Here is a 20,100-nt window from a genome sequence, read left to right on the forward strand (position 1 = left end):
GTTATGGGTTGTCAGATTTAGAAGCGGACAGCCTGCTTAATCGCTTCAAAGGTTTTTAAATGGTCTGGCATATATTCAGCTTCATGAACCAGAGGAAAAGGCGTATCCAAACCGGTGACTCGGGTGATCGGCGACTCCAGATGCAGAAAACAGCGCTCCTGCACGGTCGCCACAATCTCAGCGCCAAAACCTGAGGTCCGCGGAGCCTCATGATTCACCACCAAGCGACCCGTTTTTATGACGGAGTCGCAAACAGTATCTGCGTCCCACGGCTGCAAGCTGCGCAGGTCGATAATTTCGCAACTAATACCTTCGGCTTGCGCCAATTCTGCGGCTTTTTCTATTGCTTCCATCTGCGCGCCCCAAGCCAGCAAAGTCACATCGGAGCCCTCCCGCACCAACTCGGCTTTACCTAACGGCAGCTCATAATCGCCTTCCGGCACTTCCCCCACCGATGCCCGATAGATCCGTTTTGGCTCTAAAAACAACACCGGGTTGGGATCTCGGATCGCTGCCAGCAGCAGGCCTTTTGCCTGATAAGGGTTTCGCGGCACCACCACTTTCAACCCCGGCGTGTGGGTAAAATAGGCTTCCGGTGATTGCGAGTGATACAAACCACCGGCAATACCACCACCATAAGGGGTACGGATCGTTAGGCCACCAACATTAAACTCGTTGCCGGAACGATAGCGGAACTTCGCCGACTCATTCACTATCTGGTCAAATGCAGGGAAAATGTAATCGCCGAACTGGATCTCGGCGACAGCCACGCTGCCTTGCGCCGCCAAACCATTAGCAAAGCCAATGATCCCCTGCTCGCACAGCGGCGTGTTAAAGCAACGCTCCCGGCCATATTTTTCCTGTAAACCACTGGTGGCGCGAAATACCCCACCGAAGTGACCCACATCCTCGCCAAAACAGACCATTTTCGCCTGACTCGCCATCGCCAGATCCAAGGCGTTATTAACTGCTTGCAGCAGGTTCATCTGCATCGTTATGCTCTCCCTGCTGTTCTTGGATAATGCTCTGGATAACGCTTCAGGTGCTGCTCAAGATCCTCTTGCTGACGTCGCAATTCGACACTGGGGGTATCGTAAACATCCGTCACTAGTTCCCGCAGTTTCGGTTTTGGGATCTTCTCCGCCACTTTCATCGCCGCTAACATTTCAGCGCGCAGAGATTCATCTAACGCCTTATCCTCTGCTTCGCTCCACCATTGCTGGCGGTATAGCCAGGCACGCAGACGAACTAGCGGGTCATATTCACGCCACTTTTGTTCTTCATCTTTCGAGCGATACCCAGACGGGTCGTCAGAAGTGGAGTGAGCGCCCAGGCGATAACTCATCGCCTCGATTAACACCGGAGCGCAATGTTCTATGGCGTAGGCACGGGCTTTTTGCGTTGCAAGATAAACCGCTAAGGCATCATTACCATCAACACGTATAGTCTGCAGGCCATAACCGACACCCCGAGCGGCGATGCCGTCACCGGCGTATTGTTCTTCCGCTGGCGTCGAGATGGCATAGCCATTATTACGACAAAAGAAGATCACTGGGGCACGCAATACGGCAGCAAAATTTAGCGCCGCATGAAAGTCGCCCTCAGAAGCAGCTCCCTCACCGAAGTAGCAAAGAGTGACATGTTCACCAGCAGCCAGCTTTTGGCCATACGCGTAGCCAACCGCTTGCGGGATCTGCGTGGCCAGCGGCGATGATACGGTCATGTAGTGCAACGCTTTGCAGCCATAATGAACAGGCATCTGCCGCCCCTTCCCAAGATCCAATTCGTTGCTGAACAGTTGATTCATGAACTGCTCACTGCTGAACCCACGCAAAGCCAACGCCCCCTGCTCACGATACTGCGCCATCAACATGTCCTGATCAGATAACGCGGCGGCGCTGGCAACGCTAGCGGCTTCCTCACCTGTAGAGGTGAGATAGAAACTGATCCGTCCCTGCCGCTGAGCCGCCACCATGCGCTCATCTAATACACGGGTGAACAACATGGCTTGATAGATCCTTAATGCCACCGTCTGCTCCACCACGGAGAGATCCGCCCCACAACAGGCAGTACCATCTTGCGCCAGCACACTGAACATAGGTATCGCTAACGATTCTTGAGCGACAAACGCAAATTCACTGGTGCGCGCGGCCGTTGTATATCCTGCCTCGGTCATTCCACCTCCACGGTTGCTTGGTGAGTGCGCCACTCACTTAACAACAAAGTTTACCTTTACGTAAATGTAAGGCATCAGCGCAAAGTGTCATGTAACCAGGGCCGGATAGCAGGACGCTGTGTTGTAAGGTGCGATTTACAAGCTGTATGAGATAGCGGCCAGCGACTAATGATGGGATAGACCGCACCATAAAAAACTGTTAATGCGTTAGATTAAAAAAGCATCAGTTTTTTACACTTTTTATTAGCCGCTACTTGGCTGATGAACCATACTGGGGGTAGAAAAAAAACAGGGCTGGGACGCCTATGAACATTGTATCTGGTGACTTTACCGGTCTGGCGAGTCACATGTCGAACCGAAACATGCCAAAAGAATCCACTGCCATCGAGGTGAGTGATGGATTTTTATGCCACCGTCGTATTCGTATTCCTGAAGACATTTGCCATCTGAGCCTCATCAGCAGAGATGAGCGCCGCACCCACCGACAAATGATGATGAGCTTGGTATTGGCTCTTACCGTCATGGGGATCCCGTTGGCTATCTATTTGGCGATTTTTCAAAAACAGGTCACCGTTGCCGCAGAGATCAAAACCCTACGTGGTGAACAATTTGTGATTTTAGCTGATGGCGATGAATGGCTGCATTTAGCGGGTTGCTGCAAAGAGCACAAACAGACGACTCAAACTAAGCCAGTAAAGTCATCCCATGATTCTGCGCTGAGCCATTAGTAAACGGCCCTACGTAAGGCAAATAAAACGCCGCTGGCGCAGCGGCGTTTGGTCTTACCCTTTCTCTTAGCTAGAACGGCGATTAAGACAGCTCAATAATGTTCGCCATTATCATAGTAAGCTTCGGCTGATAGCACTTGAAAAAACACCGCGATATCTTGCGTCTCCCCCTGATCACGTAGCGCTTGCGTAACTAGATGAGCAAACTGATCCTGTACCGTCTGTGGTCGAGGAAACCAAAGCACCTCCACCATTGGCTCAGGAGAAACCTTGTCACCATCAAATATAAAACTCGACGACACGCACTCCAATGTGAAATGGTCACGGCCACTGCCAAGTAGCTGCGAAAGATCATCGACCAAAGCTTGACTCATATTCTGAATAGCTTGCTCACTCACGCCACGAAACCTTAGATGGGGCATGCACAACTCCTCTTGTGTTCAAATCGGTAAAAAAACCACTATCCCAATGGGGATATATCAGTGAAGCCTTCTGAGCGAGAGTGGTGCAACTGGCTCATTCTGGTTCAGTTCTGGATAATTATTAATCGACTTATTGTCACACTTTTCCTGCGGACATCGATCTGGATCGGATGATAACTGCAAAGTATATATTAAAGGCATGTGGCATACGTTATGCATTGGCTTGCCTGTACTTCACTAATTCACCAAGGAATGGTTGATGCAAAAATCAGCAGGAGCCGCCGTTATGCCAAACACAGCCGTTAATTACTCCCTAAGCCCGTCGGCTTATCAAGCTGACCCATGGCATCAGCTCCATCCGGAGCACTTTTTTCCTTGGTACCAACCTTTTATCCATGTCGCCAGCGGTGAAATAGCGGGCTACGAAGCATTAGCGCGCACTAAAAACAGAGATGGCCAGATGATCAGTGCCGGGCCGCTATTTAGCGATCCAACGGTAAGCTTCCCCAATAAACTAACGATCGACCGCTATCTTCGGCAACAAGCGTTAACCCTGTTTGCGCAGCAGTCAGACGCCGGATTTATCACCCTCAATATCTCTCCCGAATGGTTGCAACATCTGTCTAGCCAGCACACCAGTATGACCGTCGCCATGGTCGAAAAGCTAGGTATTGACCCATCCCGTGTGATTATTGAAATAACAGAGCAAGGGGGAGATATTGAAGCGTTAAAACGGTTGGTAAAATCCTACCATCAGGCAGGAATGAAGATCGCTATCGATGATTTTGGCGCTGGGGCATCACAGGTTGATCGCATCATCGAACTGCAACCTGACATCATTAAATTAGATATGCAGTTATTCAAACAGGCCGCTAAAGGCGGTGCCCATGCCGACGTTGCTCTCTCTGTCACCACACTGGCTCAACGCGCTGGCAGTCGCATCGTTTGCGAAGGGGTAGAAAGCGAGGATGAGTTCCATTTTGGCTTAGAATGTGGTGCTCACTATATGCAAGGCTGGTTATTTCAACCTGCCGCGCCGGGTTTGCTAGCCAAGCAGAGCTGCCACGAACAGATGTCGACGCTGCGTAAAACATATCTTTCCCGCAAAACGATCCGACTGTCGGATACGATGATGCATAACATTGAAGTGAAAGATGCTGTCTATCGCCTGCGCAGCAGTGTGATGGCAAATCGCCCAACCACTATCGATGCCGAACGCCTTCGCGCACTGGGCGTAGCGCGCTACTACCTTTGTGATTCAGGGGGGACTCAACGCTCAGCAAATTTTGAAGTCACAGAATCAGGTATTGAAACCTGCAACGAGTGTATTGGCTATAATTGGAGTCATCGTCCCTACTTCCCAACACTGATCGCCCTGCAGCGAATAAAGCAACAACGCATGGTCGTATCGCCCATCTATCGCGACACAAATAGCCTCAAACTCTGTAAGACCTTTGGAATATTTATCACCCCCAACGAAATATTGCTGGTGGATGTGCATGTTGATGACCATACCCTGTTTGCAGAGAATGCCAGATACAAGGCAGGTTTTTAACACAAGTAACCGATAAGATTTCTCACAGAGAAGGTCACCTTATTAGTGGTGATAGCAAGAAAGCTATCTCGATAGTGCTTGGCGAGTTAAGAAGAAGGTAAGCAAGCTGGTCGCTGATAAGGAATAATCTTATAGATGGGAGCTATTTGATCTAAAAAAACAGCACAAATACAACTAACCCATTGTTTTATTTAATAACGAATAACGAAGCACGGTTACAAATGTAAATAAATTTTATTCGCCCCCCCCTCTAATAAGGTACATACTTAGCTCACTTATTAGTCAGGCCATCTCTTTTCGCTTGGCTCTTCGCACGCAGTCAGTCGACCTAACACAGGTGCGCTCTGACTCATGGGATCCACTTTCGCTCATCAGGCATTGTTTGGTGAGCCAGTCGTAGAAACAGCAAGCGAATACAGAGCAGCAGAATCGCTATTTTTTCTGCTCAATGTTTTCGCCGTGCTGCTGTCATCACGTATACAAAAAGTAGTCAAGTCTGCCACGCGTGGCTTGTCGGGTAACGGTTATGGATAACCTTTAAAACCTGATGCAAATGCGGGCAGCAGGGTGACTATGGCAATCAGTTAACTGACAGACCTAGTCAAACACAACCATATTGGTTAACCACGTTCATGAGAGAGGATCAGACCATGAACACTCATATCAACTTCAGTTGCTCTATTTGTACTGTTCTTTGTTTAATCATCAGTCCCGCAGCCCTCGCCACCACTGCCGCACAAACTTTGGACAGTAAAGAGACAGGGAAAGCATTGAAACTAACGCCGATCGGCGCACAACAATCAGGAAACGCAGATGGTTCAATCCCTGCTTGGAGCGGCGGCATACTCACCGTGCCCAAAAACTACAAAACGGGAGATTTTCATCCAGATCCATTTGCCGAAGATGTGCCCATTTATACGGTGACAGAAGAGAATTTCGATCAATATGGCCACCTACTTAGTGATGGCCAAAAGGCGATGTTCGATACCTACCCCGCCACCTTTGCCATGATGGTTTACCCGACTCGTCGCAGTGCATCCTATCCGGAAAACATATATCAATGGAGTAAGCAAAATGATGCTAATGCTGAGCTGCTTCCCGACGGCAATGGTATTCAGGGCGCAGCCATTGGTGTGCCATTTCCAACGCCAGAGAACGGCTTGGAAGCGATCTGGAACCATATTGTTCGCTTCCGTGGAGAAAACGTGAAGCGTTCAGGCACCATGGCTATACCAACCGAGAGCGGTCAATACACGATGATCCAGACCCAGGAGCAGGTTAAGTTTATATATGCTCAAAACGATGCCAGCCCTGAACAGCTGACAGATCAAAATATCCTATTCAAGTTTAAACAAGATGTCATACAACCAGCTCGCTTAGCAGGTTCATCTCTGCTGGTACATGAAACCTTGGATCAGACATATGAGCCCCGTCAGTCGTGGAGCTATGAACCTGGCAAACGCCGGGTAAAGCGCGAGCCCAGCGTCGCCTATGACACGCCAGGACGTATGAGCGACGGTTTACGTACCAGTGACGATTTCGACATGTATAACGGTGCCCCCAACAAGTTTCAATGGACACTCAAAGGCAAGAAGGAGATGTTAATCCCCTACAACAGTTACAAGCTCCACTCGGACAAACTGAGCGACGAAGATATTTTATTTATCGGCCATATCAACCCCGAATTAGTCCGCTATGAAAAACACCGGGTTTGGGTCGTCGAAGCGACCTTGAAACCAGAGTATTACCATACATACAGCAAACGTGTTTACTATCTGGATGAAGACAGCTGGCAGATCGTGGTCGCCGATCTTTATGACGACAGTGAGACCCTGTTCCGAGTGGCTATGGCACACAGCATTAATTACTACGAAGTACCGACAGTGTGGACAACATTAGATGTTTTCCACGATCTCAATGCGCGCCGCTATGTCGCCGTCGGTTTGGATAACCAGGAACAGGTCTGCGATTTTTCGGTCACCTTAGATGACCGCACCTTTGTGCCCAATGCACTTCGGATCGAAGGCCGCCGTTAACTGAGTGCTTGTTAGCCAAAGGGGTCGTAAGACTGACTCCTTTGGCATGCAACTAACAACGCCCCTTACACGCTTTATTATTGGTGAAAACTACGAGGCAGAATTCTCCTGCTACGCTGAACTGATATTACTCAGGAAGTGGTTTTTCGATGAAGCCAGCATTTCAGGATCTTATCCCGCACAATCACTGTTTTGGTTGCGGTCCGCAAAACAGCGAAGGACTAAAACTAAAAAGCTATTGGCGTGACGATGGCAGCAGCGAATGCGTTTACCTGCCCCAACCACATCAATGTGCTGGCCCAACAGGCTTTGTTAATGGCTGCATCATTGCCACCCTCATTGACTGCCATTGCATCTGCACAGCGATGGCTCACGCTTATGCATTAGCTGGCAGAGAAATAGGCCAAGGACAACCGATCTGGTACGTTACCGGAGAGCTCAACATTCAGTATTTAGCGCCAACACCGATAGACGAAGCGATCAAATTAGTCGCCAAAGTTGAAAACGTGTCAGGGAAAAAGATGATCCTTAGCTGCGAACTTATGAGTGTGACTGAGGCACCGAGTACACCGTATGCTCGCGCAACTATAATGGCAATACAGGTTCCATCAAACTGGCTAAAACATGCAGACGTTCCTGCAAAGTGTAAGAAGTCATAACCTAAACAGAACAGGGAGAGCGGGCACAATGGAGCGACATGCGTAAACTTATCTTACTTCTGCTATCACTGACAGTGAGTGTTGCGATTGCAGATCCCCTGACGGTGTCAGTGCTACTGACACCAAACCAGCGGTCAACTTATGAAACAGTATTTGCTGACTTTAGCAAAGAAACAGGAATAGCAGTCAAAGCCGTGTTAAAAAAAGACGCGGCATACAAATACATGCTCACTCAATGGTTGATCGCTGGGAAAGACACACCAGACATACTCCACTGGCAAGCATCCGAAAGGCTTTATTTTTTCAGTCGCCAAGGTGTGCTTCATCCGTTAACCGAGTTGTGGAACGCAGAGGGTTTAGATAGCCAATTCAGCAAGGTAAAACACGCCGTCGAGGACAAAGGTGAAGTTTATGCGTTGCCGCTGTCCTACTATCACTGGGGGATCTATTACAATAAGTCGTTGCTAGAACGCTATGGCCCTCCCCCTGAAACCTGGGACCAGTTCATCGAGATCTGTGCCCGTATTAAGCGCGACGGTATCACCCCTTTAGCTATCGGAACCAAGCATCAGTGGCCTGCGGCGGCTTGGTTTGACTATATCAATTTGCGAGTGAATGGCTTGGCCTTTCACCAACAGCTACTAAACGGCAAGATCTCATTTCGGGATAAGCGAATTATTGCCGTCTTTGAGTACTGGAAGCAACTGATTGATGCCGATCTATTTAACCCTGCTACGAGTGATTTCGACTGGGACGAAGTCGTTCCCCTCCTCTATCATCAACAGGCCGCATTTACGCTCATAGGTAACTTTGTCGCGCCAAAGTGGCCGCAACATATCATTGATAATATTGGTTTTATGCCCTTCCCCAAGATAGCCAGCATCGCTAGAGCAGAAGAAGCGCCGATGGAAGTATTTATGATCGCAGCGAACACCGACCAACGTCAGAATGCAGAGGCATTTATTCGTTACATGGCAAGGCCAGAAGTACAGTCAAAACTTAATGGCGAGCTAGGCTACTTGTCACCCAATAGCAACAGCATTCACAGTGACGATCGCTTCATTCAGGCTGGCGCCGAGCTATTAAAAAGTGCGTCTGGGATTTCACAGTATTTTGACCGGGATACCAAGCATAACTTTGAAGTATTAGCGATTCCGCTACTTGCCGAGTTTTTGCAACACGGGGATATCGCGAGAGTCACCATCGAGCTAGAGCAAGTGCGCAAGCTTAGCTTTCCGCAACAGCCACAAAGTAGCACTCAGTAACACGGCCATCACCTTTGTCGCACAAGCAGCAAAACCAATCTTAGAAATGTGAACTGGTCAGCTTGCCTGCTGATCCGATACCCGCCCAACACAGGTATACTCAGCAAAAACGTGGTCGGAGAAGAATATCGTGGCAATCATCCCTAAAAACTATGCTCAGCAAGAGCAAGGCTACCGAGATAAAGCGTTAAAGCTGTTCCCGTGGGTCTGTGGCCGCTGCGCACGTGAATTTCAATACTCTAACCTGCGTGAATTGACCGTGCATCATGTCGATCACGACCACACCAATAACCCCAGCGATGGCTCAAATTGGGAACTGTTGTGCTTGTTCTGCCATGATCATGAACACGAGAAGTACACCGAAGCCGACACCTACGGTACCCGCGTGCAAGCTGGCGAAGATCTGCAAGAAAAAAGCGCGACCCACAACCCATTCGCCAACCTAAAAGATATGCTGAAGAAATAGTTCAACTTTTTCAGCATTGAAATGAAAACGAGATAGTTAAAGATGAAATCGTTTCACTGGGACCAGCATTTTGTCACTCACGTTCCTGAAGTAGACACGCAGCATTACCAGTTGGTCGAAACAATCAACCAGTTTGGCAATTTGTTAACTGATGATGTCATCGATATTGAGGATGTTGACAAGCTATACAATCAACTCTCTAGCTACGCCATTGAGCACTTTCAATCTGAAGAGTCGCTGATGCAGGAAGCAAAGCTTATTCCTGAATACATAGCCCACCATCACTTGGTTCATGGCCAGTTTCTCAACGAAGTCAACGCTATTTACACTGAAGTCACTCAAGACAACATCCAAGAAGCAGAGCGCCTGCTGCAGTTTCTCATTCATTGGCTGGCCTACCACATACTTGGCGAAGACCAATTTATGGCCAGACAGATGAAAGCCATAGAGGAAGGGTTAGCGCCCCAGCAAGCTTATGAGCAACTTAAAAGAGAAAAAAATAGTGAAACCGCACCGCTGCTAAAAGCACTCGACGGCCTATTTGAGCAGGTTTCGTTACGAAACCGGGAGTTAAAACAGCTAAACGACTCGCTGGAAGAGAAAGTGGCGCAACGAACAGAAGAGCTCCATCAGGCCAACCGGCACCTAGAAGAGCTATCGTTAACAGATACCTTGACTGGCTTGCCTAACCGTCGTCACGCCATGGGCTTTCTCGCGCAAAGCTGGCAGCATGCCATAGAACATGATACTCCGTTGGTATGCATCATGATTGATGCTGACCACTTTAAAGCGATCAATGACACCTGTGGCCACGATGCTGGTGACAAGGTTTTAAAAGCTCTGGCTACCACACTGAAACGATCATTTCGCAATGATGACCTGGTGTGCCGTCTCGGTGGTGATGAGTTCTTCGTTATCTGCCCTAATACAGATCATCAGGGCGGAATGAATATCGCCGAAATCGTCTGTCAAACTGTGTCTGAGTTGCGAGTTTCTACAGGCAGTTCACCTTGGCATGGCAGCATCAGTGTTGGCGTAGCATCACGAACAAAACAAACTGACAGCTACGAAGCGCTAATAAAACTGGCTGACCAAGGCGTGTATGCGGCAAAAAGCGCAGGAAAAGGCTGCGTGCGGACAGCAAATTAACCGCCCCCCCCTGCAACATAATAGTTACAGCTTGTATCTCATAACAACGAAAATAAAAGAGCCCAACTCATCTGGGCTCTTTCTAAACCAACACCGCCAAGGTCATTTCATTCTCGGTAACTTGCCTTCATATAACAGCAAATAGACAGCCGGAATAACAAACAGCGACAACAGCGGCGCAGTGATCATGCCGCCAATCATTGGCGCTGCGATCTTCTGCATTACATCATTCCCTGCCCCAGCGCCCCACATAATCGGCAACAAGCCGAAAAAGATAGTAGCCACCGTCATCGCCTTCGGCCTGATCCTCATCACCGCACCTTCCATCAAAGCGTTCACCAAATCTTGCTTACAGTTGAACGCCCCTCGCTGGCGATGAGCTTTGATGCTGTTGTTCAAGTAAACCTGCATCACAACGCCAAACTCCGCCGCCACCCCCGCCAAAGCGATCATTCCCACCGCAACAGCCACCGACAAGTTGTAGTCCAGGTAATGTAAAAACCAAGCACTGCCCACCAGTGCAAAAGGCAAGCTCAACATGATCACCGACGCTTGAGTCATCGAATTAAACGTCATCATCAGGAGCAGAAAAATCACCGCTAACGCCATCGGGATCACCAGCGTCATTCTCGCTTCAACACGCTGCATATACTCATATTGACCAGCGAAACTAATGCTGTATCGCGCGGGTAGTAGTAACTGCTCATTAAGTCGCTCTCGGGCGTGCTTTATGTAATCCCCGATCGACATATCTTGAATATCAACAAAAACCCAACTGATCAGGCGGCCATTCTCACTGGTAAGCATGGGCGGGCCATCGCTGAGAGAGATATCAGCCAGATTCATCAACGGCACATATTTCCCGGTTTTGGTCATCACCGGCAAACGCCGCAAGTTTTCAATATTGTCCCTAAGCGCGCGTGGATAGCGGATATTAATCGGATAACGCTCTTGCCCTTGTACCGACTCTGCCACCGTCATACCGCCGATCGCCATCTTTACCACATCCTGAATATCGGCCAGGGTCATGCCGTAACGAGCTGCGGCATGCAGATCCGGTTCAATATCGATATAGCGGCCACCACCGCTGCGCTGGGCAAATGCCGACAGGGTACCGGGCATGGCTGCTAACAAGGCTTCCACTTGCTCACCGATCTCTTCCAGTTGTGCCACATTGTCGCCGGAAATCTTGATCCCTACCGGCGTTCTAACGCCCGTCGATAACATATCGATACGGGTTTTAATTGGCTGTACCCAGGCATTGGTGATCCCCGGTACCTTCACTGTTTGCTGTAATTGCTCAATCACCCCTTCGATAGTGATTCCTTCACGCCATTCGTCGCGAGGTTTAAGCATGATGGTGGTTTCCAACATGGTTAACGGTGCCGGATCGGTGGCGGTATCTGCCCGCCCCACTTTGCCAAATACTCTGGCCACTTCAGGCACGGTTTTAATCAACCTATCTGTTTGTTGCAGCAACTCAGCCGCTTTCCCAGCACTCAGCGATGGCAATGTTGTTGGCATATACAAGAGATCGCCCTCAGCCAACTCCGGCATAAATTCCGACCCCATTTTACTGAGCGGATACCAAGCGCTGGCGAGCGCCAACAGCGCCAAAAACAGGGTGACCTTCGGGCACCGCAGTACCGCCTTAAGCAAGGGTCGATAACCAGCAATCAACAGGCGACTCAGTGGATTCTTGCTCTCTGGCGGGATCTTGCCACGAACGAAATAACCCATAAGAACTGGGATCAGGGTGATCGCCAAGACAGCAGAGGCCGCCATAGCAAAGGTTTTAGTAAACGCCAAGGGATGAAACAAGCGTCCCTCTTGCGCTTCCAATGCAAACACCGGAATAAAACTGAGGGTAATGATCAGCAGGCTGAAAAACAGCGCGGGTCCCACTTCTACAGACGCCTCTCTGATCAATTGCCAGTGGGCTTCACCTGAAGGCGGCTTGCCATGCTTAGTGTGGTAATGCTCCAGGTGTTTGTGGGCGTTCTCCACCATCACAATGGCAGCATCAACCACAGCGCCGATGGCGATGGCGATGCCCCCTAGGCTCATGATATTGGCATTTACCCCCATCCAACCCATGATGATGAAACTGATAAGTATCGACAGCGGCAAGGTGATCACCGCCACCAACGTCGAACGAGCATGCAACAGGAACAGCAGGCATACCAAGGCCACCACCAGCATCTCTTCGAATACTTTGCTTTTCAGGTTATCCACCGAATCAAGGATCAATTGCGACCGATCATAGGTATCCACTACCTCCACACCAGGAGGTAAACCCGGTGCCAGCTCCGCCAGTTTCGCTTTTACCCGTGCAATGGTATCCAGCGCATTTTCGCCATAACGCATCACCACAATGCCGCCAACCACTTCGCCTTTGCCATCCAACTCAGCGATACCACGCCGCGCTGCTGGGCCAATACGAATATCAGCAACATCTTTCATCAGCACAGGACTGCCGGTGTCGGACAGGATCCCCAAAGGGATCTCGGCAAAGTCATCAAGGGTTTGCCGATAGCCGTCAGAACGCACCATGTATTCAGCTTCCGCCATCTCCAGCACCGAGCCACCCACCGACGCATTCGCACTTTGCAGCGCAGCATTTACCGATTGCAGATCCAATTGATAAAGTGCCAGCTTATGAGGATCGACCACGATCTGATAGGCTCGCTCCATCCCGCCAATGGTCGCTACCTCCGACACCCCAGCCACGCTTTGCAGTTCTAGTTTCAGGTACCAATCCTGTAACGACCGCAACTGCGCCAAGTCGTGACTGCCACTGCGATCGACCAGCGCATATTGGTATACCCAGCCAACACCAGAGGCATCCGGCCCTAGCTGCGGTGTAATCCCCGCAGGCAAGCGCCCCTGCATCTGTGAGAGATACTCCAGCACACGGCTTCGAGCCCAGTAGATATCTGTGCCATCTTCAAAAATCACATAGACATAGGAATCGCCAAACATAGAAAAACCACGCACCGTTCGCGCTCCTGGCACAGCCAACATGGCGGAGGAAAGCGGATAAGTGATTTGATCTTCAACGAATTCTGGCGGTTGCCCAGGATAGGAAGTTTTAATGATCACCTGCACATCAGACAGATCCGGTAAGGCATCCAACGGCGTGGTGCGCATCGATTGATAGCCAAACAGCGCCACAATGATTGTCACCACCAATACCATGGTACGTTGGCGCAGCGATGCGCTAATGATTTTATCTAGCATCTTCGCGCCCCCTAGTGACCATGGCCAGCATGGGGGTCGGCCGCTGTTTGCCCAGCATTGCTGCCGCTCAAACGCTGCAGACTGCCCTGAATACTGGCTTCGGAGTCAAGTAGGAATTGCCCGGAAACAACAACACGATCTCCTGCTTGAAGCCCCTCCAGAACCTCGGCCCGTCCCTGACTGATCATGCCGAGTTTTACCGTCACCGAAGCAAAGCTATTGTCATCTCGCTGCACCACCACGCGATTCTCTCGCCCAGTCATGATCAACGCTTCGGTTGGCACGGTTAACAACTGGCGTTTCGGCCCACCAAATAGCTCAACATCGACTAATGTGCCCGGCCGCAACTTCTGCTCAGGATTATCCAACACCACGCGCACCCGCATCGCGCGGGTGGTGGCGTCTAATTCTGGATAGATGTAATCAATATGTCCTTCAATATCGAATAAGCCTTGTGCCGATGCCGTGACCTCCGCTGGCCGCCCCACTTCCAGCCAGCTCTGCTCATTCTCGAACACATCTGCCAGCACCCACACCCGGGACAGATCCACCAGCTCCATCATTGTACTGCCGGGTTCTACAAACATCCCCTCACGCAGTTCGAGCTTGCTCACCATCCCCTCGTATGGCGCATAAAACGGCACTCTATAAAAACTCTTGCCGCGCTTCTCTAACTGTTTAATCGTCTTATCCGAGATCCCCAATAATTCGAGGCGTAATCTAGCCCGTCGCAACAGGTCGTCACCATTTCGACCTTTTTCGCTCAGCACGTTACGGGCTAGCAGGTAGTCATCTTGCCCATTCACCAGTTCCGGCGAATAGATATCAAACAGCTTCTGACCTTTTTTAACATAGTCCCCTTCGCTGACTACACTGACCGACTCCACCCAGCCGGTCATGCGCGGGTGAATATGGTGGATCGCATCCTGGTCATACTCTACGGAGCCGAGTGCCCGCACATAGCGCCATAAGGTATCATCGGCGGTCACAGCTTCTGTCCGCAGCCCCAGCGCCTGCTGCATACCACCAGCCACATTCACCGAAACCTCTTGAGCGGCCGCCCCCACTTCCACGGGTTCCAGCGACATACCACAGATCGGACAGCGCCCCTGTTCATCCTGCACAATCTGTGGATGCATCGGACACACATATTTAATCGCGGGGCTATCACTCCCCAAGGGCGCAATCGCAATAGGGTCCAGAGGGCCATCATGCTGCATCTGGGCGTGGCCCGTATGGTCACCGTCGAGACCCGGCAATGCCGGCTCTACATGGCTAGGGCTATCTAGGGAAAACAGTCTATCGAACGTATGCGGGACATACAGATAGGCAGTGGCAGCCGCACCGACTAACACAAAACCAAAAATGGCTAACAGGATCTTAATATTCATCACTCACTCCAAAAAACATCGCAATAGGCGGTGGGCTATCTGCTGATAGACCGAATTTAGAGTGAAAGAGTTAATTACGCAGGCGTTGAACCTGCAGATAGAGCGGTGGATACCCGCCAGGAGGGTCAGGCTTGAGGTATTGAGAAAATAGTGAGAGCGACGGAGACAATCGCTTAAACAACCGCGTCATTGCCCACACTAATCCCGCCACAGCCAGCAGTAACAGAACGCTGGTGACCCACTTAACCAAACTATGATCAGCTTCGTTCTGACCACAACAATCGTGTTCAGCATGGCTCTGCGCCGTATCGGACATACTGTGTCCAGCATGCTCACCTAAGAAGGCAAGCGGCTCGGAATGATGCTGAGGGCCAGCGTTGATAGAGGCGTGTGACGTGTGCGCCGCCAACGCGGAGGTTGGCAACGCCATGCTACCCAAATGACTACACACCAGCAAAATGCAAAACAACAAGCTGCCAAGCGCAAAGTACGCAGACAATTTTGCCGTGCTGTAGAGGCGTAGCAGTGACATAAGTAGGTGGCACCATGATGATAACAAGGCTAATTATAGACCTTGGAGTAACGCAAGGGTCAACGGATAAATAGCAAAACTGTGCAACAACAAATTGAAACCATGGGCAAAATCCCATAGCGTGACCATCAATTAGTTTTACCTATCGGTTCAAGAGACTCAGTATTTGTAGCATGGACAACAACGCCCCTAATCATTCGCAGCCCAAGGTAGATGCTTTGCCCGTAACTCTGAGCGCCAAACTGCTTGGTGATGAATCCCCCCGCTTTTGGTTGCGTTGCGTGGTTGCGATACTGATGTTTATCTATTTCGAGATGGGCTATTCCTGGGCTAAACGGCACGGAGCAGACACCACCATTTATGATGCAGCCACCGCATTGGATGCTTGGTTGCCACAACTGCCCGTCTTTATCATCTTTTATATGCTCGGGTATCTGTTTGTTTTTTCGCCCTGTTTTACCCTAAAACGAAAACAAGAATTTTACTGGGGCACCTGCTGCTTTTTTCTGATCCTCAGTATCAGCTTTCTGATCTTCAAAACCTTTCCGGTGGCGATGGATAAAACTATCGCCATGGGCGCAGATGGCCTGTCTAAACTGACCCGTTTCCAGCAGGAAAACGACACCCGTTTTAATAACTTTCCCAGCTTACACGTGTCATTAAACCTGTTTGCGTTTTTGATATTCGCCCGCCACCACAAAAACTGGTTTTGGATAATACTGCCGATCCCCTGTTTGATCATCGCCTCAACCGTGTTGGTGAAGCAACATCTGGTGGCCGACATGATTGGCGGCATCGTTGTCGCGCTATTAGCCTATCGCCTGTTCCTTTGGCTGCTCAATCGTGCCCCCTGCCCAGCATGGCTACCTTTCACTTTGGTCATTGCCACCGTCACCGCCGTTATCGCATACAACCATCAGCGGCTGGCTAAAATTGGCCGCATTGTTGAAAAATTTACCGAACAAACCCTAACCAGTATTCCGCCCTGGATAGGTATCGCGCTACTGTTCATTGGCCTAGGTTGGTGGTGGGGAGTGAAGGTATGGCAGCAAAAACGTCACAACCAAGTTTGATGGCTATACGTTGCTTAGCCGTTGAACTATTTCATCTTGCTCAACGTCATTAAACATAGAAAGCGGAACAAAGTGGATAACGTCACCAGTGCACTCAACAGACACACCACTGATGTGGCCTCTTTGTTCTTTGGCAACACGCACAATTGAAGATAGTTCGATGTTATTCATTACCATACCGCTGCGAGCTACCGTAACCATGCCATCGCTAAAACGGATACTGACGGCGTCAGCACTAGCAAGACTAAACAGCAGACCAGCGATTGAAAGCGTCAACAGGAAACTGGTAAACGTTCTATCCAGCGCCAAGTAAAAACCAGCGATAGCCACGGGCAACAACGCCAAACAGCAGAAAAACACCAGCTTTCTTTGGTTCGTCCACATTGTTGGCTTATAGAGCATCACTTACCTGTTTAACGCTTTGCGCTACCGCGCATGTGACGTCGTTATTTGTACAAAAACGAGCTGACGCCATCTGCAGTAGCTGGTTATAAAACATGCTGATTAATCACCATCGCTATCTCTGCAGGCTCCCTAAGATTGTCAGCAAACACCTTACTATCCACTTGATTGCTTTCGCAAACTCTCACACACCCTTGTTCAGAATGTAGAAAAAAGAGAAGAGGCGCTTCTTTTGGCCAGTTATCCAAGTTTTGGATTGTGCATACCCAGCCATGATGAACTAGTTGGTAATGTTTTATCGACCAGCATCCCGACAATAAGTCGAGAATCTTAACTAGGTTTTCTGAAATATAGTGATTCATAACGTCCATCATTTAGCCGTGGCATAACGCCTTCAATCCCGTGGGATAGCCACCGCTCACCGCGTCAACGGCTTCCTTTTCCAGTTATGTAGATCACTCGCTACTGCTATCGTCACCAGAGAATAGATAGCACAGCCATGCAGGGAGGTATTCACGTCCGATATAGACAAAAAGTAAACCGACGACCAAAACGCCGATTGATTCAGGGATCCCAAAAAGTGGTTCTATGTGGGTATAAAAAATCATGTTTAATAGCCCAATAAGACTAAAGCAAATCCCAACCCAACATACAATCCATTTCATTTCTTTTCCTTATAGACAGATGAAAAATCACATGTTCATCCGTCCGTCACCAAATTCGCATCAGAGGCATTTCTGTAAAAATTGATGGCAATGAGTCCTTGCCCTAGCTCGTAAATAAACCAGTTATAATCGCGGTTAACAATCAATCACCCTGACCCTATTGATCAGAGCTCGCTAAACTAAGGAGCGAAGCGACGAAAGCCAGCGAAAAGGCCGTCCGCATAAGTTGGTTATACGCTCACCAACGGCCAAGCAAGGACTCAGCCAAATCCATTATCCAATCGTATCTTGACGGTGCTGAGTGCGCCGTGACGAAGGGCTGCCTCTTGCGTACCTTCGTTACTTGAGGTTTCGGCGCTTCTCGATACTGATCCATAAGCTGCCCTCTGAGAAGGGCTCGTTCTTTTTTGGATATGGCTAGATCATGCATCTTCTCTAGTTCGCCAGTATCTAACCAGATTCCTCCGCATCCAGGGCACTCATCAATCTCCAAAACATTCAATGGACTGAAGTAGCGCCGCATCATGACGACATCATCACACTTAGGACAATTTACTCTTTCATGTTCGTTGAGCAATGTTGTGTTGAACTGTTTGAGGTGTTTCGCAAGTGCCTCACCTCTTATTTCTTTCCCATTCTCAAACTTGCTGAGTTCTTGGTTATCGAAGAACACGCCTCCACAAGCTTCACTTACATCAACCTCGATGCCACCAACTTTGAGCTTCTTCAAAGGAGTTTTTGTTCTAGGACAGAGCATGACTTCCTCACTGTCTAATTAGCGTATAGACAATATGACTCCCACAAAAGGTGCTGACCTCCGCCTTCGTGGGTTAGCTAAAAGCCAGAGCCATAATGTATGTGTCAACAATACAAGCTGGAGGTCAGCATGAATTACAGTAGCATACTTTTTATCGCCTTAGACACGCACAAAACCTTCTCTGAAGTCGCTTATTGTGAAGATCGTCAACGCGCTGAAATTAAACACTTTGGCCGAGTAAACAGCACCAAGGCTGCGCTCTCCAAATTGGCCCGACAATTTACGTCTAAATATCCCAACCACACGCTTCATTTTGTTTACGAAGCCGGCCCTTGCGGTTACTGGATCTACCGCCTCTTAACCAGCCTTGGGCACTCTTGTTACGTCGTTGCCCCTTCCCTTATCCCCAAGAAGCCTGGTGACCGGGTTAAAACCGATCGCAGGGATGCAATTAAGCTCGCCAGTTGTATTCGTAATGGCGATCTCACCCCCATCTACGTACCTGAGCCTGAAGACGAAGCAATACGGGATCTGTCCCGTGCCAGAGAAGCCTGCATGAAGGACCTTAAAGCCGCCAAATATCAGCTCAAGGCGCTGTTATTGCGTAATCACATTCAGTGCACTGTAAAAGATAACTGGTCACCGAAACATCTCCGCTGGCTGACCGAACTAGTGCTTCCCCATCCTGCACAGCAGATCGTGTTACAGGAGTATATTCAAACCGTCTCTGAGCGCATGCGACGACTGGAGCGGTTGGATAATGAACTACTTCACCATGTGAAACGCTGGCGTTACTACCCTGTCGTCAAAGCAATACAGGCGATGCGCGGGGTGCGTCTATTGGTTGCCGTGGGTGTGATCGCAGAGCTGGGCGACTTAACCAGATTTGACCACCCCAGGAAGTTAATGAGTTATCTCGGGTTAGTCCCCAGTGAGCACACCAGCAGTGATAAACGAAAACTGGGGGCAATAACTAAATCCGGTAATCATCGGGCCCGCAGGCTATTGGTTGAAGGGGCACATTCTTATCGCTATGCCGCCAATATCTCCACCGAGATGCAAAAACGACAAGAATCATTAGGTCAGGAGATCATTGATATCGCCTGGCAGGCTCAGCTGCGGCTATGCCGTCGTTATCAGCGGCTAATGAAGCGCGGTAAGCATTACAACGTGGCGATCGCCGCGATCGCCAGAGAGATGATCGCTTATATCTGGGCCATTGCTCGAGAAGTGGTACTCAGTCACGTGGTTCCAGCAAATCGTCTGGCGCGGGTGCCAGCATGACAACAGGTAGTGAGCTGATGCATTGGATCAAGCCACGGGTGTGGCACAACCACCGACGGCGTTAGGATGGCAACCGCGCAAACGGTTGATCCACGAACATAGACTGAAGACAGGTGCCACGGCGGAACAAGTAAGGTAGGCGCTGCTCATGAAAATGAGTAATCCACGGATACCAGCATAGCAACCGACGAAAGTACCGGCTTCATCTGATGTATCAGCTCTTTTTTAGAAGAAAACGATGGCTAGTTTTTTAGCACGGATCAGTGCGTCAAACTTGACAGTGGGAGTCATACCAACGCC

General features: G+C 49.6%; 18 protein-coding genes. 10 read left to right on the forward strand and 8 right to left on the reverse strand.

The features are described from left to right. Positions 1-17: 17 nt before the first annotated feature. Entirely contained in the window at positions 18-992 is a 975-nt protein-coding gene (locus tag EXY25_RS04740; RefSeq protein WP_130565890.1) for a transketolase C-terminal domain-containing protein, read from the reverse strand. A 2-nt stretch (positions 993-994) separates the two neighbouring features. Next, positions 995-2,176, reverse strand: coding sequence for a thiamine pyrophosphate-dependent dehydrogenase E1 component subunit alpha (locus EXY25_RS04745; protein ID WP_114337947.1), 1,182 nt, complete (start codon positions 2,174-2,176; stop codon positions 995-997). 305 nt (positions 2,177-2,481) lie between these two features. On the opposite strand from EXY25_RS04745, the gene EXY25_RS04750 reads away from it, so the two are divergent. Next, a complete protein-coding gene (locus EXY25_RS04750; protein WP_130565891.1) occupies positions 2,482-2,904 on the forward strand; it encodes a hypothetical protein in 423 nt (140 codons plus the stop codon). A 92-nt stretch (positions 2,905-2,996) separates the two neighbouring features. On the opposite strand, the gene EXY25_RS04755 is transcribed toward EXY25_RS04750, so the two are convergent. Then, a complete protein-coding gene (locus EXY25_RS04755) occupies positions 2,997-3,326 on the reverse strand; it encodes a DUF1904 domain-containing protein (protein WP_114337944.1) in 330 nt (109 codons plus the stop codon). A 286-nt stretch (positions 3,327-3,612) separates the two neighbouring features. Here EXY25_RS04755 and EXY25_RS04760 point away from each other — a divergent pair, with 286 nt between their 5' ends. The 7 genes from EXY25_RS04760 (at position 3,613) to EXY25_RS04790 (ending at position 10,456) form a co-directional block, all read left to right on the forward strand. Next, complete coding sequence (locus EXY25_RS04760) at positions 3,613-4,881, forward strand: EAL domain-containing protein (protein WP_165419262.1); 1,269 nt, start codon at positions 3,613-3,615, stop codon at positions 4,879-4,881. Between the two features lie 351 nt (positions 4,882-5,232). Further along, a complete protein-coding gene (locus EXY25_RS04765; RefSeq protein ID WP_130565893.1) occupies positions 5,233-5,415 on the forward strand; it encodes a hypothetical protein in 183 nt (60 codons plus the stop codon). Positions 5,416-5,531: 116 nt separating this feature from the next. Further along, entirely contained in the window at positions 5,532-6,917 is a 1,386-nt protein-coding gene (locus EXY25_RS04770) for a DUF1329 domain-containing protein (RefSeq protein WP_130565894.1), read from the forward strand. Between the two features lie 149 nt (positions 6,918-7,066). Further along, on the forward strand, positions 7,067-7,576 hold the full coding sequence (locus EXY25_RS04775) for a PaaI family thioesterase (RefSeq protein ID WP_130565895.1): 510 nt from the start codon (positions 7,067-7,069) through the stop codon (positions 7,574-7,576). A 38-nt stretch (positions 7,577-7,614) separates the two neighbouring features. Next, positions 7,615-8,841: an ABC transporter substrate-binding protein gene (locus EXY25_RS04780; protein ID WP_130565896.1), complete on the forward strand. Its 1,227-nt coding sequence runs from the start codon at positions 7,615-7,617 to the stop codon at positions 8,839-8,841. 130 nt (positions 8,842-8,971) lie between these two features. Then, on the forward strand, positions 8,972-9,307 hold the full coding sequence (locus EXY25_RS04785) for a YajD family HNH nuclease (protein WP_114337940.1): 336 nt from the start codon (positions 8,972-8,974) through the stop codon (positions 9,305-9,307). Positions 9,308-9,349: 42 nt separating this feature from the next. Beyond that, a complete protein-coding gene (locus EXY25_RS04790) occupies positions 9,350-10,456 on the forward strand; it encodes a GGDEF domain-containing protein (protein WP_130565897.1) in 1,107 nt (368 codons plus the stop codon). A gap of 102 nt (positions 10,457-10,558) precedes the next feature. On the opposite strand, the gene EXY25_RS04795 is transcribed toward EXY25_RS04790, so the two are convergent. The 3 genes from EXY25_RS04795 to EXY25_RS04805 form a co-directional block, all read right to left on the reverse strand. Then, positions 10,559-13,696, reverse strand: a complete 3,138-nt coding sequence (locus EXY25_RS04795; RefSeq protein ID WP_130565898.1) for an efflux RND transporter permease subunit — start codon at positions 13,694-13,696, stop codon at positions 10,559-10,561. A gap of 11 nt (positions 13,697-13,707) precedes the next feature. Then, a complete protein-coding gene (locus EXY25_RS04800; RefSeq protein ID WP_130565899.1) occupies positions 13,708-15,087 on the reverse strand; it encodes an efflux RND transporter periplasmic adaptor subunit in 1,380 nt (459 codons plus the stop codon). 70 nt (positions 15,088-15,157) lie between these two features. Next, positions 15,158-15,619, reverse strand: a complete 462-nt coding sequence (locus EXY25_RS04805; protein ID WP_130565900.1) for a hypothetical protein — start codon at positions 15,617-15,619, stop codon at positions 15,158-15,160. Between the two features lie 218 nt (positions 15,620-15,837). On the opposite strand from EXY25_RS04805, the gene EXY25_RS04810 reads away from it, so the two are divergent. Then, entirely contained in the window at positions 15,838-16,692 is an 855-nt protein-coding gene (locus EXY25_RS04810) for a phosphatase PAP2 family protein (RefSeq protein WP_165419263.1), read from the forward strand. A 3-nt stretch (positions 16,693-16,695) separates the two neighbouring features. Here EXY25_RS04810 and EXY25_RS04815 read toward each other — a convergent pair whose 3' ends face one another. Together EXY25_RS04815 and EXY25_RS04820 are read right to left on the reverse strand one after the other, a co-directional pair. Continuing rightward, positions 16,696-17,094 (reverse strand): hypothetical protein, encoded by a 399-nt coding sequence (locus tag EXY25_RS04815; protein ID WP_130565902.1) that lies wholly within the window; start codon positions 17,092-17,094, stop codon positions 16,696-16,698. Between the two features lie 903 nt (positions 17,095-17,997). Further along, on the reverse strand, positions 17,998-18,516 hold the full coding sequence (locus EXY25_RS04820; RefSeq protein WP_130565903.1) for a TFIIB-type zinc ribbon-containing protein: 519 nt from the start codon (positions 18,514-18,516) through the stop codon (positions 17,998-18,000). Between the two features lie 129 nt (positions 18,517-18,645). Here EXY25_RS04820 and EXY25_RS04825 point away from each other — a divergent pair, with 129 nt between their 5' ends. After that, the gene (locus tag EXY25_RS04825; protein ID WP_130565810.1) at positions 18,646-19,800 is read left to right on the forward strand and encodes an IS110 family RNA-guided transposase; all 1,155 of its coding nucleotides are present in this window, start codon (positions 18,646-18,648) and stop codon (positions 19,798-19,800) included. Positions 19,801-20,100 lie beyond the last annotated feature (300 nt).

Origin of the sequence: Corallincola spongiicola (genome assembly GCF_004284785.1) — a bacterium.
Taxonomy (GTDB): domain Bacteria; phylum Pseudomonadota; class Gammaproteobacteria; order Enterobacterales; family Neiellaceae; genus Corallincola; species Corallincola holothuriorum.

Bases quoted from the DNA above. Each gene is read 5' to 3' on its own strand.
- EXY25_RS04745 (WP_114337947.1), bottom strand. From the start codon at position 2,176: ATGACCGAGGCAGGATATACAACGGCCGCGCGCACCAGTGAATTTGCG.
- EXY25_RS04755 (WP_114337944.1), bottom strand. From the start codon at position 3,326: ATGCCCCATCTAAGGTTTCGTGGCGTGAGTGAGCAAGCTATTCAGAAT.
- EXY25_RS04765 (WP_130565893.1), top strand. From the start codon at position 5,233: ATGGGATCCACTTTCGCTCATCAGGCATTGTTTGGTGAGCCAGTCGTA.
- EXY25_RS04795 (WP_130565898.1), bottom strand. From the start codon at position 13,696: ATGCTAGATAAAATCATTAGCGCATCGCTGCGCCAACGTACCATGGTA.
- EXY25_RS04740 (WP_130565890.1), bottom strand. From the start codon at position 992: ATGCAGATGAACCTGCTGCAAGCAGTTAATAACGCCTTGGATCTGGCG.
- EXY25_RS04770 (WP_130565894.1), top strand. From the start codon at position 5,532: ATGAACACTCATATCAACTTCAGTTGCTCTATTTGTACTGTTCTTTGT.
- EXY25_RS04815 (WP_130565902.1), bottom strand. From the start codon at position 17,094: ATGCTCTATAAGCCAACAATGTGGACGAACCAAAGAAAGCTGGTGTTT.
- EXY25_RS04750 (WP_130565891.1), top strand. From the start codon at position 2,482: ATGAACATTGTATCTGGTGACTTTACCGGTCTGGCGAGTCACATGTCG.
- EXY25_RS04790 (WP_130565897.1), top strand. From the start codon at position 9,350: ATGAAATCGTTTCACTGGGACCAGCATTTTGTCACTCACGTTCCTGAA.
- EXY25_RS04825 (WP_130565810.1), top strand. From the start codon at position 18,646: ATGAATTACAGTAGCATACTTTTTATCGCCTTAGACACGCACAAAACC.
- EXY25_RS04805 (WP_130565900.1), bottom strand. From the start codon at position 15,619: ATGTCACTGCTACGCCTCTACAGCACGGCAAAATTGTCTGCGTACTTT.
- EXY25_RS04780 (WP_130565896.1), top strand. From the start codon at position 7,615: ATGCGTAAACTTATCTTACTTCTGCTATCACTGACAGTGAGTGTTGCG.
- EXY25_RS04760 (WP_165419262.1), top strand. From the start codon at position 3,613: ATGCCAAACACAGCCGTTAATTACTCCCTAAGCCCGTCGGCTTATCAA.
- EXY25_RS04775 (WP_130565895.1), top strand. From the start codon at position 7,067: ATGAAGCCAGCATTTCAGGATCTTATCCCGCACAATCACTGTTTTGGT.
- EXY25_RS04800 (WP_130565899.1), bottom strand. From the start codon at position 15,087: ATGAATATTAAGATCCTGTTAGCCATTTTTGGTTTTGTGTTAGTCGGT.
- EXY25_RS04820 (WP_130565903.1), bottom strand. From the start codon at position 18,516: ATGCTCTGTCCTAGAACAAAAACTCCTTTGAAGAAGCTCAAAGTTGGT.